Here is a 15,228-nt window from a genome sequence, read left to right on the forward strand (position 1 = left end):
TCAGGACATCGGTGACAGTTGGTGTCTCAGGACATCGGTGACAGTGGGCGTCTTCTGGGGGCCGATCCTCGGGGTCTGCCGTTGCCGACGTAGCGGGTGCCGGGTTGTGGCCAGGGGTGTTCGATGATGAGGGTGCCGCGCTCGTCGAAGATCATGATCAGGGCGGGGTTCCAGATCGCGTGGACTTGAGTGCCGGCGAACTCGTTCCCGAGTTGGAATGTGGTGCCGCGGATGCTGATGTCGCCGTGCGTGCGGACGATCCGGACGGCATCTCCAGTCGCCCCGGGATGGGTGGCAGCGTCAGGGTCTGGCTCTGGCGCGGGAGCTTTCGGTGTCGCGTCCCAGGCCTGTTGCGGGGTGCTCCGACCGGGAAGCGCCTGGTGCGGGCGCTCGGTGTTGTAGATCACGTCGAACCGGTCCACGAGATGTTGGAGTTCCTCGATCGTCCCGGCGAGGGGCTGCTTGTCCAACCATCGGAACAGGGTCTGGTGGAATCGCTCGTTCTTGCCCTGGGTCATGGGGTGCCCGGGCTTCCCGGTGATCGCGACGACGCCGAGCGTGCTCACGTAGGCGACGAGCTGACTGACGATGCCGCGGCGGTGCGGGTTCAATGCGGCACCGTTATCCGTGAGGAGCCGCTGCGGGACCCCATGCCGGGCGATCCCCTTCTCCATCACCGTGACCGCGCCCTTGCTCGTCTCCGCCCTCGCGACATGCGACGCGACCGCGAGACGAGCATGATCATCGGTGAGCTGGAAGATCACGCAGGTCCGTCCGCCCGCGAGGACGTACTCGGTCGCATCGAGTTGCCAGCACGCGTTCGGAGCGGGATACACGAACCGTCGGAACGCGGACCGCGGCTTCTTCTTTGGCTCCACCCGGGCGACGCCCGCTTCGCGGAAGATCCGTGCGAGTGAGGCGATCGACGGGGTCGTGAATCCCATCGATGTCATCTTGTCGTGCACGCTGATCGGCCCGTAGTCGAGCCCGGATCGCTCCAGCGCTGCCCGCACGTCCAGCGCGCTCCGCTTCACCTCCTCGCCGATCTTCGCCGGCGACGCGGACGGACGACGAGACTGCGGCTCCAGCACCGCCGCCGGGCCCTTCTCCCGCGCACGAGCGAGCAGCACATAGAACGTCTTCCGCGAGATCTCGTGCTCTCGACAAAACGACGTCACCGCCCCACGCGGAGCATCCGCAGGCCAACGAGAGATCGCGAGACGGACACGCGCATCAACAGGTTCATTCTTCGACACCGCTCAATCTGAGCCGAGAAGTGTCACCACCAAGACCCCCAGAACTGTCACCGATGTCCTGATACAGAACCGTCACCGATGTCCTGAGACATAACAGCACCGCTTTCCGGCGCGCGGTCGGGGAAGGACAGCGCGAGCGATTCCGGGTCCGTGAAACGGCAGCGCCGACAGGAATAGACAGCGCGAGCGAACCCGGATCCGAGAAGAGAGGGTCGGGAGGGAAGCGCGACCTCAGCCGCGCGCCCAGAGCTCCGCGACCGGGCCGGCGTGCCGGTCCAGGATCTCCGGGATCGGCACCGCGCCGAGCCCGGGCGAGGTCGGCACGGCGACGGTGCCGGCGTCGAGCACGATCGGCTCGGTGATGTCCTCGGCGTAGAACCGGCCGGACGCGGAGACGTCGCCGGGCAGGGTGAAGCCGTCGAGCGCGGCGAGGCCGGCGTTCGCGGCGCGGCCGAGCCCCGTCTCGAGCATTCCGCCGCACCACACGGCGACGCCGTGCGCCCGAGCGAGGTCGTGGATCCGCCGCGCCTCAAGGTACCCGCCGACCCGGCCCGGCTTGATGTTGAGCACCGAGGCGGCGCCGAGTGCGATCGCGTCGGCGGCGTCCTTGGCGGACTCGATCGACTCGTCCAGGCACATCGGAGTCTGCATGAGCGTCGCGAGCGTCGCGTGCTGCAGCAGGTCGTCCTCGGCGAGCGGCTGCTCGATGAGCAGCAGGCCGAACTCGTCGAGCCGGCGCAACTGACGCGAGTCGACGAGCGTGTAGGCGGCGTTCGCGTCGACCTGCAGCGGCACGTCGTCGCCGAACGCGCGTCGCATGGCCGCGACCGGCTCGACATCCCAGCCAGGCCGGATCTTCAGCTTGATCCGCACGTACCCCTCGTCCAGGTACCCGCCGACGACGCGGAGCAGATCCTCGATCGAGTCCTGGATCCCGACCGAGACGCCCGAGGGGATCGCGGTCCGGGTGGCGCCCAGGTACTCGGCGAAGGAGACCCCGTGCGCGCGCAGCTGCGCGTCGAGCACCGCCATCTCGACGGCGGCCTTGGCCATCCGGTGCCCGACGAAGTGCTCGAGGCGCGCGGCGACGGTCTCGGCGGTGATCTCGGTCCCCGATTCCTGCACGGCGCGCAGCGCCGGGATCAGGTACCGCTCGGTCACGGCCCGGGCGCCGGCGAGGTACTCCGACGAGTAGACCGGGTCGGCCAGGGCGACGCACTCGCCCCAGCCCACGGTCGGCACGGCGCCCGCGGCGGTCTGCACGGTGCCGGCGATGCGGAGCAGATAGGTCTGCTTGCGGGTCTGCGTGCCGAACGAGGTGGTGAACGGGGCGACGAGCGGCAGGGAGAGCTCGCGCAGCTGGACCGACTCGATGATCATGCGGACCTCCGGGAGAAGACGTAGCGGTCGGCGGCGTCGAAGCCGACCGGGATCCAGTCGGCGGATCCGACGACGACGGAGAGGGCGTCGCGCAGGGCGAGACGCCAGGAGCGGGCGAGGGCGGGCGCATCGAGGCGCATCCGCTCGATGTCGGACGGGATCCGCGCGGACACCCGATCGGCGAGCAGCGCCGAGGTGTCGACGACGGGGCGGCCGTCGGCGGTCGCGTCCAGGAGCGGAGCGGCGTCGTCGGCGAGGAAGGGCGGGCGGCGCTCCGCGTCCGCGACCGCCCACGCGACCGTGAGCCGGTCGCTCTCGTCACCCGCGTTGATCCCGTCGCTCATCACCCCGTAGTAGTTCGCGGCGAACGCGTACGGCACCGCGCCCAGCGAGCTGAGGTTGAAGTGCGCGTTGCGGGCGATGAGCGGATCGAACGTCCACCGGATCGTGTCGATGCCGCGATCGCGGCACCACTCGCGCTGGTGCTGTTTGAGCGCGCGCCCGACCCCGGCGGACGCGTACGCGGGCAGCACGCCGGCGATGTGCGAGTGCAGCGTGCGACCGAGTGGCTCGACGTGGAAGCCGATGCAGCCGCCGACCAGTTCGTCGCCGACGAACGCCCCCGACACGAAGTGTCCGCCGCCGCGCAGCGCGACGAGGGTGGGCAGGTCGAGCATCGTGCGGCCGGGGCCCGTACCCCAGATCCGATCGAAGACGCGGATGAGGGCGGCGAGATCGGCCTGGTCGTCGAGCATGCGGATCGTCACCCCGGTCGGGACCGCGGTCGGAGCGCCGGCCGCGCTCATCGGGGCCCCTCCTCGCCGAGGAGGTCGGCCACGAGCGCCGTCAGCAGCGCGAGGCGAGGCCCGAGCCCCGCCACGACCGCGTGCTCGTCCTCGGCATGCGCGCCGCCGCCCCACGCACCGAGCCCGTCGAGCGTGGGCACGCCGATCCCGGCGGTGAAGTTGCCGTCGGATCCGCCGCCGACCGCGATCGGGCGCAGCTCGTCCATCCCGTGCGCCGCCGCGAGGCGCTGAGCGCGGGCGAACAGGCCCGCGCTCGCCGCGGCCTCGAGCGGGGCGCGGTTCGGGCCGCCCTCGACGAGCAGCTCGGCGCCGGGCAGGTCGATCGCGATCGCCCGGATCGCGGCGTCGCAGCGCAACTGCGCGGCGACGGTGCTTGCGCGCGCGTCGACGTCGACATGGGCCTCGGCGGGCACGGTGTTCGTCGTGGTGCCGCCGGAGATCACGGTCGGCACGACGCTGAGCCCGGGCTCGGAGGCGTGCAGCGCGGCGACCGCGAGCACGGCCTGAGCGAGGCCGACGGTCGCATTGATCCCGGCGTCGGGAGCGAGACCGGCGTGCGAGGCGCGGCCCCGCACCGTGAGCCGGTACATCGCCGTTCCCTTGCGCTCGGTCTTCACCTCGCCGGCGTCGCCGCCCGCCTCCAGCACGAGCGCGGCGGCCGCGCCGCGGGCCGTCTCCTCGATGAGGGCGCGGGAGGACGGGGATCCGAGCTCCTCGTCGCCGGTGACGAGCAGGGTCGTGCCGTCGAGGTCGACGCCGTGCTCGCGGAGGATCCGCAGCGCGTGCACGCCCAGCACGAGGCCGGTCTTCATGTCGACGGATCCGGGACCGCGCAGCGCGCCGTCGACGACCCGCGCGGGCAGCCGGTCGAGCGTGCCGTGCGGCCACACCGTGTCGTGATGCGCGAGGAGCACCACCCGGGTCGGGCCCGATCCGAACCGCAGCCGCACGTGGCTGACGCCGTCGATCGTGATCCGCTCGGGCTCGGCGCCCAGGACGTCGGCCAGGTACGCGGCGACCGCGTCCGCGCTCACCGCGACCGCTGCGTGGTCGGCGGACGGCGACTCGATCCGCATCAGGGCGATCGCGTCGGCGGTGACGGCGTCGACGCGCTCCTCGGCGAGGCGGACGAGATCAGCGAGACGCGGATCCTGAACCGTCATGCCGACCCCCGCCTCTCGTTCGGATGCGCTCCGCGCTCAGTCGGTCCCGGCGTCGAAGGCGGCGCCCTCGCTCGCGGCGTCGACCGCGTCGGCCAGTGCCTCCTCGGTCTCGGCGAGGGTGGTGCCCTCGACCGCGCCCGAGATCTCGTTCGCCTCGCCCGCGGTCACGCGGCCGACGAGCTCGCCGGTGGCGCCGCCGACGAGGCCGAGGCCCGCGTACTGCTCCAGGCGGGCGCGCGAGTCGGCGATGTCGAGGTTGCGCATCGTGAGCTGGCCGATCCGGTCGACCGGGCCGAACGCGGCGTCGCCGACTCGCTCCATGGAGAGCTTCTCCGGGCTGTAGGACAGGTTCGGGGAGACGGTGTCGAGGATCGTCCAGTCGTCGCCGCGGCGCAGGCGGATCGTGACGGTGCCGGAGATCGTGGATCCGACCCAGCGCTGGATCGACTCGCGCAGCATGAGCGACTGCGGCTCGAGCCAGCGCCCCTCGTACATGAGGCGGCCCAGGCGCCGGCCCTGCTCGTGGTAGGTCGCGAGGGTGTCCTCGTTGAGGATGCCGTTGACGAGGCGCTCGTAGGCGATGAACAGCAGCGCCATGCCCGGGGCCTCGTAGATGCCGCGCGACTTCGCCTCGATGATGCGGTTCTCGATCTGGTCGCTCATGCCGAGGCCGTGCCGGCCGCCGATGCGGTTCGCCTCGAACACGAGCTCGACCGGGTCCGCGAACGCGACGCCGTTGAGCGCGACGGGGCGGCCGGCCTCGAACGTGACGGTGACGTCCTCGGCGTCGATCGCGACGGACGGATCCCAGTACTTCACGCCCATGATCGGGTCGACGGTCTCGAGCGAGACGTTCAGGTGCTCGAGGGTCTTCGCCTCGTGCGTCGCGCCCCAGATGTTGGCGTCGGTCGAGTACGCCTTCTCGGCGGAGTCGCGGTAGGGGAAGCCGTGCGCGACGAGCCACTCGCTCATCTCCTGGCGCCCGCCGAGCTCGGTGACGAAGTCGGCGTCGAGCCACGGCTTGTAGATGCGCAGGCGCGGGTTGGCGAGCAGGCCGTAGCGGTAGAACCGCTCGATGTCGTTGCCCTTGTAGGTGGATCCGTCGCCCCAGATGTCGACGCCGTCCTCCTTCATGGCGCGCACGAGCAGCGTGCCCGTGACGGCGCGGCCGATCGGGGTCGTGTTGAAGTAGGTCTTGCCGCCGGAGCGGATGTGGAATGCGCCGCAGGCGAGGGCGACGAAGCCCTCCTCGACGAGCGCGGTCTTGCAGTCGATGAGGCGCGAGTCCTCGGCGCCGTACTCGAGCGCGCGGCCGGGGATCGACGCGATGTCGTCCTCGTCGGGCTGCCCGAGGTCGCCGGTGTAGGTGTACGGCACGGCGCCCTTGTCGCGCATCCACGCGACGGCCACGGAGGTGTCGAGCCCTCCCGAGAAAGCGATGCCGACGCGCTCGCCGACGGGCAGGGACTGGAGGACCTTGGACATGGGATCCAGTGTATCGGCGGCGTTTCGCGGGTTTCGACGGGTCATCGGTGCGGGCCGGTGGCGGCGCCCGGGTCATGTGGCGGGCGGGGATACGTGTGGCGGGAGATCGGGGTCGGGATCCACCGCCAGCCGTCCTAGCTCCCGCCGGATGTCCGGCCCGGGCGCCTCGCGGCTCAGACGAGGCGGACGTCGACGCCGAGGGCCGCGTAGGTCGGCATGGCACGCCGGTCGCAGGACAGCAGGGGGATCCCGGCGGCGCGCGCGGCGAGCCCGACCAGGCCGTCGTAGACGGCTCCGCCGGCGATGCCCGCTTCGCTGAGCATCGTCACGGCGTCGAGCGCGATGTCCGGTGGGAGCGCGACGGATGCGGGGAAGGCGCGCGCGATCAGCTGCCGGGCGAGGCCGCGATCGACGCGGGCCTCGCCCGGCAGGCGCGTCATGACGGAGTAGGTTTCGAAAAGCGCATGTCCCGCGAGGCCCCGGGTCAGACCGTGGGTGATGGCGAGGACCTCTTCGTGAGCGGGGTTCGTGTCGTGCAGGAGCGCGAGAGATGCGCTGGTGTCCAGGAGCAGGTCAGCGCTGATCGGCAAGACGCAACTCCCTGATGTCATCGGCGGTGAGCGTGGGACCGCCGGTGATCACCAGGATCCCGTCCTTCTCGACGACGTTGGCGTGCGTCTCGATCTCGATCCGGATCCCGTCGCCGTCGATGATCAGATCCACGGGACCCGGAACCATGCCCAGGCGCTCGCGGATGACCGCGGGGATCACGATCCGCCCTGCCTTGTCCATGGTCGCCTTCATGCCATCAGAATACCATTCCGATGGCATGCGGCCCCAGGTCGATGGCTACGACCCGCGCTTGCGCGAGGCCCAGACCACGCCGGTGCCGGCCACGATGATCACGACGGCGATGCCGGCGATGTATGCGGCGACGCCCGCGTAGCCGCCGACGTTCGCCGGGTCGAGGAACGGGTACGGGTACCAGCTGTGCGCGCCGGTGCGCGGGTTGATCACGAGGTTCGCGCGCACGAGCGTGTAGACCGCCCACAGGATCGGGAACGCCGCGATGACGCCGACGATGCCCCAGCCGAGGCATCGCCGGCGCGGGGCGAACAGCACGTCGGCGAGCATGAGCAGCGGGGCGACGACGTGCATCATCTCGTTCGCCCACGCCACGGTCGTGCCCTGCGGCAGCTCGATGTTGCGCAGCAGGGTGTTGTAGACGACGCCGGTGACGATCATGTACGTGGCCGTGCAGGCGAGCGGGATCGCGAGCCAGCGCGGCTCCGGGCCGGCGCCGCGCGAGCGCAGGCCCCAGATCGCGGCGAGGATCAGCACGATCGCGGTGCCGAGATTCGACTCGATCGTGAAGAAGCTGAGGAAGTTCGCGATCACGGTCGGCACGTGCGACCCGTACGGCGTGGTCGCCTGCAGCGCGTTGCCGACCGTCACGACGAGCTGATTCGCGATCGCGGCGAGGATCGCGAGCGCTCCGACCAGGCGCACGATCGACCAGACCGTCGGGTAGACCAGGGCGCGGGACGTCGGCGGCGCGACGGAGGCCGGGGCGGGCATCTGCATGTCTTGAACCTAGCGCCCGGACGCGCGGATCGCGGGATCGCGGAAGTCCGATACATCGGCTCCAGAAATCGCCGGCGCGATAGATTTGCGTTTCTCTGGCTCCCCTCAGCAATCATGGGCGCTGTGGGCTCCACCGGCACCGAGCCGGCCTCCTAGCGCGAGGAACCACGGCCGACGAAGGATGGATTGGTGAGGCAAAAGCGCCTGATGGTTCTTGACGGACCTGCCATGGGCATTGCGAAGTTGTTCTTAGGGAGTGTCCTCGCGGCTGGTTCCGCCCTCTATGCGGTTGCGATCATTCTGAGGTCGGCCTCGGGACCCGCCGTCATCAGTAGCGTGCTGGCGGGCCTCTTGTTCCTCGCTGCACTTCTCCAGGGATGGGGGCTGTTTCCGGTGGCGATGAACGCACGCGGGCATGCGCGACGAACCGCCGCGTCGGACTGGGTCATCGTTCGACAGGTGCGATGTGCCGTGGGCGACGAGACGCTCTGGGCGACCGGACCTGGCTGGATCCTCTGGCACGGTGCGACGGCCCGGATCGAGGAGCCCAGGTCTCAATTCGCTTTCCATTCCAGAGCAAGAACCGTGCTCGAGATCGGACACGACAGTGTCCTCGCCGCCGACATCCGGAAACCGTTCCGAGGACGCTATGCGCACGTCTTCTTGACGATGCACGACGGCCGGCTCCTCGAGATCGACGTGGCTCCCCGAAGCGGGAGTACCGGCTGGGGCGTCCGGCGCGGGCGGCTCCTCGAGGTCGCGGACAAGCTCAGGGGTACTTCGTCAGGGCATTCTTGAACGCGTCGACCTTGCTGGTGCTGAGCATGTACCGGCCCACGACCGCGAGCTGCAGCCCCTCGAGCGGCTCCCCGGTGCGCTGCGAGGTCTGCTCCCTCGAGGTGCGGTACGCGCCGGTGCTGTCGTTGGCGAGGTCGACCGTCGTGGCGTAGAACCAGCCCGGATCCGGCTGCTCGTCGCTGAACCACTCCCACTGCACCTGCGTCTGCGGGGCGGATCCGCCGTACATCTTCGGCAGCACGCTCGGGTCGATGCCGCTGGCCGGGTCGTTGAACGCGATCATGCCGCGCCAGCCGTGCGCCTTGATCACCGTCTCGATCGTGCGCATCACGGCGAGCTTGTGCGCGTATCCCGTCACCGGCTGCCTGGTCGCCCACACCGGAGCGCTGTAGCGGACCAGCATCGACTCGCCGCCGTAGCCGTTGCGCTCGGGCCGAGCCTGGCCGTCGTCGACCTTCACCCAGGTGAGGCCGTACTTCGCGGTCAGCTGGGCGCGGACGTCGGTGAGCGTCTCGTCGGCGAGGGCCTGCAGACCCTCGAGCGACTGCTGGGCGACGAAGCCGTTCGGATCCTTGCCCTTGATGCCCGGATACGCCTCCCAGAGCTTCTGCGTCTCGGTCTTGTGGCCCGCAGCGGATCCGGTCGCGGCGGCCCGGACGGCTCCCAGCGCCCCCATCGTTCCGATGTTCAGCACGAGAGCGACCGTGAGGGCCGCGGCGCCCAGGATCCGGCCGCCGCGGGTCGCGAGGGCGGCCACGACGAGTCCGAGCACCACGAGCTGCAGCACGAGCATCGTCGCACCGAAGAACGCTTCTGCATCGCCGATCGCCGCGAGGATCACCAGGAAGACGGCGAAGAGGATCGCGCCGGAGAGGGCGATCCAGCCGAGGACGGTCTTCCCCCGGCCCGGGGTCGTTGAGCGAGCACCGGCGAAGCCGGAGGGAGACGAAACGGGGTTCGTGGCAGGCGGCGTTTCGTCTCGCCGCACTCGCTCGACGACTGCCGAGGGCACGCGCCGCGCACCTCGATACCCGCCGGGCGGAGGGAGGGGCGGAGCGCCGGTCGAATCGGCGACGTACCGGGGCTGATCGCTGCGGTTTACCATGGCTTGTCCGTCCCGGTGCTGCCGCCGTCGGTGCCGTTCTTCTGGTTCTGCTGGCGATCCTGCTCGCCCTGCTGCAGCTGCTTCTGCAGGTCGTCGAGCTTCTGCGGGTCGGGCGACTGCGGCTGCGGGGGCGGCGGCGGGGTCCGGCCCTGATCCGGGTTCTGCTGTTGCTGATCCTGCTGCTTCTGCTTCAGCCGCTCCTGCTGATCCTTGTTCGACTGCCCGATGTCGCGCTGCGGATCCGGCGACTGCTGCTGCGCCTGCGGGCTGTCGCACTCCTTCGGCCGGTCCGCGTTCACCTGCAGCGCCTTCGCGTAGAACTCCGCCGCCGCCACGTGGTCCTTCCGGTCGGCGGCCGCGTCGCCCTCCCGCTCCAGCACGATCGCGAGGTTGAACCGCACCGCGCACACCTCGAGCCCGTGCGCGAGCTTCAGCGACTCGGTGAACTTCTTCTCGCCCGCAGCGAGCTCGCCGGACTCGGCCAGCCCGACACCCTGGTCGTACGGCGCCTTGTAGGGCTCGAACCAGTTGGCCGGGTCGAGGCCGTGGGCGGCGCTCACGGATCCGGAGTAGTCCCCGGCCGCATATGCGCTGATCGACTGGGAGGCGAAGGCGTACAGGCTGATCACCTTGCCGACGAAGAGTGCGGCGACGAGCAGCAGAGGAACCGAGCCCCCTGCGATCCAGCGCCGGGCGAGGCGGCGCCGCCGGTTCGCGGCGAGGAGCGCGTGCGCGGCCGACGGATCCTGCTCCGGGGTCCCTTCGAGAGCGTCAGGGACCGGGGGTGACATCGTCATGCGTCGCCTCCCGGGGTCTGCGGCCGGATCGACAGCCCGCGCATGCGCACGACCAGGGTCGTCGCCCGGGCGATCTCGACGCAGAGCAGCGCCACGATCACGAGCGCCACGATCCAGGACAGGTCGGTGGGCTGGGTGAGCGGATCGTTCTCCCGGTACGCATCGGTCGAGGTCGGCGCGGGCGGGAACGCCGCCTTCTTCTGCGCGGTGCGGTGCTGGTAGGTCACGCCGAGGTCGGACGCGATCCTCTGCAGGTTCTTCTCGTCGATCCTGCTCAGCGCGTTCGCGCCTTGGTACTGGATGTAGGCGCCCGCGCCGCCGAACGCGCCGGTGGTCTCCCGCATCGGGCCGCCGGCCGCCGTGCCGTAGCCGAGCACCCCGCCGCCGGAGACGTACTGCTTGGCCCCGCTGAACGACTCCGGGCTCGACGTCACGGTCTGCTCGCCGTCGCCGAGATAGAAGAACAGCCGGGCGCGATCCGGCGACGCCTTCTGCGCGCTCTGCAGGGTCTGCGCGACGAGCCGGTTCGCGATCCCGATCGAGCTGCCCTTCGACTGCCGGGTCACCTCGGGCTGCAGCACGTCGACCGCGGAGACGAGCGCGCCGCTGTCGGTCGTCAGCGGCAGGCGCAGGATCGGGTTCGCGTCGAACGTGAGGAGCGCGAACCGCGCGCCCGGGTAGGCGGCGACGAGGGCCCGCACGTCCGCGCGGATGCCGGCGAGGCGCTGCTCCTTGCCGTTCCAGTCCTCGGCGACCATGCTCGCGGTGGTGTCCACGGCGATCACCACGTCGGTGGCGGAGGCGAGCGTGCGCACCTGCCCGCCCGGGATCCCGGGGCGCAGCAGCAGGACACCGCAGGCGAGCACGAGCAGGATCCGGAGGGCCCAGATCGTTACTCCTCCGGTCGTTGAGCGAGGACGCGCGAAGCGCGACCGAGACGAAACGCCGTCCGCGACGAGCCGCGTTTCGTTTCGCTTCGCTCGCTCAACGACCGGGATGGAGCGCACGAGCATCCACACCGCCGCGGCCAGCACGGGCAGCACGAGCAGGATCGCCAGGAGCGGCGCGATCACGGGCTGGAGGATCACAGGCGCACCCTCCACAGCAGCACGACGAAGCCGAGCGCGATGACGAGCAGGGCGGCGATCCCCAGCTGAGGCACGTCGGCCCAGATGACCGTCGACTGCCCCTTGAGCTGCGACGCCTCCTGCTTCTGCACCTCGTCGATGATGTCGCCGACCGTGGTCGTCTCGCGGAGGGCGTACGCCTTGCCGCCGGTCGTCGTCGCGGCGGCCGCGAGGTCCGTGCTGTTGGGCACGTCGACGCCGACGACGGGGTTGATCGTGTAGATCCTGATCTTCTTCGAGGCGGCGTAGTCGGCGGCCTCCTTCAGCGACACGATCGGGGATCCGTTCAGCTCGTTGTCGGTGGCGAGGATGATCGAGCGGGCGCGCTGCTCGTCGGCGTGGTCGAAGCGCAGCGCGCACGAGGCGAGCCCGTCGCCGATGAGCGAGGCGCCGACCCCGTTCATCGTGCCGACCCACTGCTCCGGCACCTCGGTGGTGTAGTCGAAGCCTTTCATCAGGCTGCGCAGGTGCTCCTGGATGAAGGAGTAGTCGTCGGTGAGCGGGAAGACCTGCACGGCCGAGCTGTTGAAGATCGTCAGCCCGATCCGCTCCCCCTTGAAGCCGTTCGCCAGCCGGTCGAAGATCGACGCGATCTCCTTGTCGACGTCGGTCATGGATCCCGAGACGTCCAGGCACAGCATGATGTCGCGGTTCGTGGACACCGGCTGCACCGTCCGCTGCGCGATCGGGCGCGCCGCGACGACCCCGCCGAGCACGACCGCGAGGACTCCCAGCGCGACCACCCCGGCCAGCGCCGCCTGCCGTCGCCGCACCGCGCGTCGGAACGCGGGGAGGGTGCGGATCCGCTCGGCGCGGGACACCGGCACGCCGGATGCCGCCGCGCCGCGCCCGCCGCGCAGCCCGAGCAGCACGCCGAGCGCGATCGCGAGGAGCAGGGCGCCGACGACGGCGAGCAGCATCCAGGGGTTGGCTAGTACCACGTCGTCACCACCTGACGGGCGGCCTCGATCCCCGCGAGCGGGTCGATCGGCGCCGTGCGCCGGAAGATGCTCGGGTAGTAGTTGCGCCCGATCGCGTCGATGAGTGAGGGGTGCACGCCCATGCGCACGAGGTCGTCGAGGGCCAGCACGGGCGCCTCGATGCCGCTGTACTCGTTCACGAAGCCGCGCACCACGCGGCTGAGGTCGAGGTTGGCGCGGCGGGCGTCGCTGGAGCCAGCGCGGTAGTCGGCCTCGATCTGCGCGATCGCGCCGAGATACTCCTGGCGCAGCACGGTGGCGACGTCGGCGGTGAGGCCGGGCAACGGCGCGGGGCCGGCGGCGACCGCGACCGCGCGGCGCGGACGGGTCAGCACGACGACGAGCCAGCCCGCCGCCGCGATCACGACGAGCACGCCGATCGCGAGCAGGATCCAGCCCCCGCCGTACTGCGCGGGCGGGTACAGCTCATCCGTGCCGGACATGCGACCTCGCATCCAGCATCGTCAGCAGCGCTCCCACGGCCTCGTCCTGCGCGGAGAGGGCGACATGGGTGATCGCGAGGCTGCGCAGCAGCGACTCGCGGTGCGCCTCCTCGACGGCGTCGGCGGCGTGCAGTTCGGCGGCCAGCTCGGCGTCGCCGTGCAGGAACTCCGGCACGCCCCAGTGCGAGCCGACGTCGCGGCGGTGTCGCAGCGCGCCGGTCCCCGAGCCCGTCGAATCCAGGATCGGCTCGGCGTCGCGCAGCGTGATCCAGAGCACGTCGTGCTGCACGCGGAGCCGTCGCAGCAGCCGTTCGGTCTCCTCTCCGAGCGGGGTGTCGTCGGTGAGGACGACGACGATCATCCGCCGCGCGATCGTGCGGGCGATGTACGACAGCAGCGCGTCCCGGTCGCTCGGCGCCTCGGCCGCGTCGACGGCCCGGTCGATCGTGCGCAGGGCGTGCTCGAGCGCGGCCTCGCTGCGGCCGATCTCACGCCGCCTGACCGCGGTGGAATCGCCGCTGACCAGGCAGAAGTCGTCGCCGTGTCGGAGCGCGAGCAGCCCCAGCACGCCCACGGCGAGGATCGCCAGATCCTTCTTCGGCGTGTCGTCGTGCGCGAGCGCGGTCATCGACAGCCCGGTGTCGACGGCGAACAGCACCGTGTGCATGCGGGTCGCGAGCGAGCGCCGCACCACGGGGGAGCCGTGCCGGGCGGTCGCCTTCCAGTCGATGTCGCGGATCTGGTCGCCGTACTCGTACGCGCGCAGGTCGTCGAAGTCGAGACTGTGCCCGCGCAGCAGCGACGCGTACGCGCCGTCGAGCGCGTGCGTCGACTTTCGCGACGAGTGGATGAAGAGCTTCCCCTTCACCGGCGTCAGCAGGCTGGCCATGGTGTCCTTCGTGTGAGGCGCGATCCGGTCGCAGATGGAGAACGTCGCTTCGATCCGTCTCGCAGGAGCGAAATCCATCCGCGAGCCGGCCGTCCGGCGGACCGAAGATGGAAAACGCCGCCGCGAAGCGCCTCGGGGAAGCGAAATCCATCTCCGAGCCGGACGATGCAGCCGACGTGAGTCATGGTCAGGGGGTGGGCACGGCGCCGAAGACGGCGTCGATGACGTCCTCGCTGCGCACGTCCTCGGCCTCCGCCTCGAACGTGAGCAGCACGCGGTGGCGGAGCACGAGGTGGCGGAGGTTCCGCACGTCCTCGGGGATCACGTACGACCGCCCGGAGAGCAGCGCGAGCGCCCGCGACGCCTGCAGGAACGCGATGGATCCGCGCGGGCTGGATCCGTATTTGATGTACCCGCCGAGCGTCTCGCCGATGTAGGGCACCGGGTTCCGGGTGACGTAGACGAGGGAGACGATGTAGTTGCGGATCGCTGGATCCACGTAGACGCGCGACGCGATGTCCTGCAGCTTCTCGACCTCGGTGAGGCTGATCGTCGTCTGCGCGTGCCGGTCCGGGTCGAGGGCCCCGGAGTCGATCCGGGCGAGCACCTCGAGCTCGTCGGCCGGGCTCGGGTACTCCACGATCTCCTTGAGCAGGAAGCGGTCCATCTGCGCCTCGGGCAGCTCGTACGTGCCCTCCTGCTCGATCGGGTTCTGCGTCGCGATGACGAGGAACGGCCGCGGCACCCGGTGGATCTCGCCGCCGATCGTGGTCTGCCGCTCCTGCATCGCCTCGAGCATCGCCGACTGCGTCTTCGCGCTCGAGCGGTTGATCTCGTCGAGCAGCACGAAGTTCGCGTGCACGGGTCCGAGCACGGTGCGGAAGGATCCGCTCGCCGCGTCGTAGATCTGCGTGCCGGTGATGTCGCTCGGCAGCAGGTCGGGGGTGCACTGGATCCGCTTGAAGTCGGCCTTGACGGTGTCGGCGAGGGTGCTCGCCGCGGTCGTCTTGGCGAGGCCGGGCACGGACTCGAGGAGGATGTGCCCGCCGGCCATGAGCGCGAGCAGCAGGCTGGTGCGCAGCCGGTCCTGCCCGACCATGCGCTGGGAGTACGCCTCGGTGACGATGCCCAGGATCCGCCGGGCCTCGGCCATCTCGGCGTCGGTCGGTGCGGGCTTGGTCCCTGCTGCCGGGGGGACGGTCCCGGCCGGAGGAGCGGGCGGCGTCTGCACCCCGGGAGCACCGGCGTACTGCGGCGAGGCGTCGTTCATCTGGCTCACGTGAGGATCCCCCTGGTTCTGTCCGCGCGTGCAACGGCCTCTGCCAGGGTAACCGCCGGTCCTGACAGCGCCAGGCCGAGGGGGGAGTGCTCCCCACCGCGACCGGCCGAACACGGTCCGGAGGCGCAGGCCGTGG

General features: G+C 70.7%; 16 protein-coding genes. 1 reads left to right on the plus strand and 15 read right to left on the minus strand.

Annotated features, from left to right (window positions below; all coding sequences use genetic code 11):
• Positions 1-26 precede the first annotated feature (26 nt).
• The 8 genes from RBR11_RS17815 to RBR11_RS17850 all read right to left on the minus strand — a co-directional run bounded on the left by RBR11_RS17815 (position 27) and on the right by RBR11_RS17850 (position 7,674).
• Positions 27-1,256, minus strand: a complete 1,230-nt coding sequence (locus RBR11_RS17815) for an integrase core domain-containing protein (protein ID WP_419956798.1) — start codon at positions 1,254-1,256, stop codon at positions 27-29.
• 231 nt (positions 1,257-1,487) lie between these two features.
• Positions 1,488-2,636, minus strand: a complete 1,149-nt coding sequence (gene menC, locus RBR11_RS17820; protein WP_308490730.1) for an o-succinylbenzoate synthase — start codon at positions 2,634-2,636, stop codon at positions 1,488-1,490.
• Positions 2,633-3,442, minus strand: a complete 810-nt coding sequence (locus RBR11_RS17825) for a GNAT family N-acetyltransferase (RefSeq protein WP_308490731.1) — start codon at positions 3,440-3,442, stop codon at positions 2,633-2,635. The genes menC and RBR11_RS17825 overlap by 4 nt, the downstream gene beginning before the upstream one ends.
• On the minus strand, positions 3,439-4,605 hold the full coding sequence (locus tag RBR11_RS17830; protein ID WP_308490732.1) for a M20/M25/M40 family metallo-hydrolase: 1,167 nt from the start codon (positions 4,603-4,605) through the stop codon (positions 3,439-3,441). The genes RBR11_RS17825 and RBR11_RS17830 overlap by 4 nt, the downstream gene beginning before the upstream one ends.
• Positions 4,606-4,641: 36 nt before the next feature.
• Positions 4,642-6,090, minus strand: a complete 1,449-nt coding sequence (argG, locus tag RBR11_RS17835) for an argininosuccinate synthase (RefSeq protein WP_308490733.1) — start codon at positions 6,088-6,090, stop codon at positions 4,642-4,644.
• Positions 6,091-6,263: 173 nt separating this feature from the next.
• Positions 6,264-6,680 (minus strand): PIN domain-containing protein, encoded by a 417-nt coding sequence (locus RBR11_RS17840; protein WP_308490734.1) that lies wholly within the window; start codon positions 6,678-6,680, stop codon positions 6,264-6,266.
• Positions 6,664-6,894 (minus strand): AbrB/MazE/SpoVT family DNA-binding domain-containing protein, encoded by a 231-nt coding sequence (locus RBR11_RS17845; RefSeq protein ID WP_308490735.1) that lies wholly within the window; start codon positions 6,892-6,894, stop codon positions 6,664-6,666. The genes RBR11_RS17840 and RBR11_RS17845 overlap by 17 nt, the downstream gene beginning before the upstream one ends.
• Positions 6,895-6,939: 45 nt before the next feature.
• A complete protein-coding gene (locus RBR11_RS17850; RefSeq protein WP_308490736.1) occupies positions 6,940-7,674 on the minus strand; it encodes a Pr6Pr family membrane protein in 735 nt (244 codons plus the stop codon).
• Positions 7,675-7,863: 189 nt separating this feature from the next.
• Between RBR11_RS17850 and RBR11_RS17855 the strand changes: the two genes are divergently transcribed.
• A complete protein-coding gene (locus RBR11_RS17855) occupies positions 7,864-8,472 on the plus strand; it encodes a hypothetical protein (protein ID WP_308490737.1) in 609 nt (202 codons plus the stop codon).
• Here RBR11_RS17855 and RBR11_RS17860 read toward each other — a convergent pair.
• The 7 genes from RBR11_RS17860 to RBR11_RS17890 form a co-directional block, all read right to left on the minus strand.
• Entirely contained in the window at positions 8,444-9,484 is a 1,041-nt protein-coding gene (locus tag RBR11_RS17860; protein WP_308490738.1) for a hypothetical protein, read from the minus strand. The genes RBR11_RS17855 and RBR11_RS17860 overlap by 29 nt on opposite strands.
• 86 nt (positions 9,485-9,570) lie before the next feature.
• Positions 9,571-10,374: a hypothetical protein gene (locus RBR11_RS17865; RefSeq protein WP_308490739.1), complete on the minus strand. Its 804-nt coding sequence runs from the start codon at positions 10,372-10,374 to the stop codon at positions 9,571-9,573.
• Positions 10,371-11,462, minus strand: coding sequence for a vWA domain-containing protein (locus tag RBR11_RS17870; RefSeq protein WP_308490740.1), 1,092 nt, complete (start codon positions 11,460-11,462; stop codon positions 10,371-10,373). Before RBR11_RS17870 ends, RBR11_RS17865 begins: the two co-directional genes overlap by 4 nt.
• Positions 11,459-12,442 carry a VWA domain-containing protein gene (locus tag RBR11_RS17875; RefSeq protein ID WP_308490741.1) on the minus strand — a complete coding sequence of 328 codons (984 nt, stop codon included), beginning with the start codon at positions 12,440-12,442 and terminating at the stop codon, positions 11,459-11,461. The genes RBR11_RS17870 and RBR11_RS17875 overlap by 4 nt, the downstream gene beginning before the upstream one ends.
• Positions 12,433-12,924, minus strand: coding sequence for a hypothetical protein (locus tag RBR11_RS17880; protein WP_308490742.1), 492 nt, complete (start codon positions 12,922-12,924; stop codon positions 12,433-12,435). The genes RBR11_RS17875 and RBR11_RS17880 overlap by 10 nt, the downstream gene beginning before the upstream one ends.
• Entirely contained in the window at positions 12,908-13,813 is a 906-nt protein-coding gene (locus tag RBR11_RS17885; protein WP_308490743.1) for a DUF58 domain-containing protein, read from the minus strand. Before RBR11_RS17885 ends, RBR11_RS17880 begins: the two co-directional genes overlap by 17 nt.
• A gap of 187 nt (positions 13,814-14,000) precedes the next feature.
• Positions 14,001-14,966 carry an AAA family ATPase gene (locus tag RBR11_RS17890; RefSeq protein WP_308490772.1) on the minus strand — a complete coding sequence of 322 codons (966 nt, stop codon included), beginning with the start codon at positions 14,964-14,966 and terminating at the stop codon, positions 14,001-14,003.
• Between the last annotated feature and the right edge of the window lie 262 nt (positions 14,967-15,228).

The organism is Microbacterium capsulatum, assembly GCF_030865425.1.
GTDB classification, from domain to species: Bacteria; Actinomycetota; Actinomycetes; order Actinomycetales; family Microbacteriaceae; genus Microbacterium; species Microbacterium capsulatum.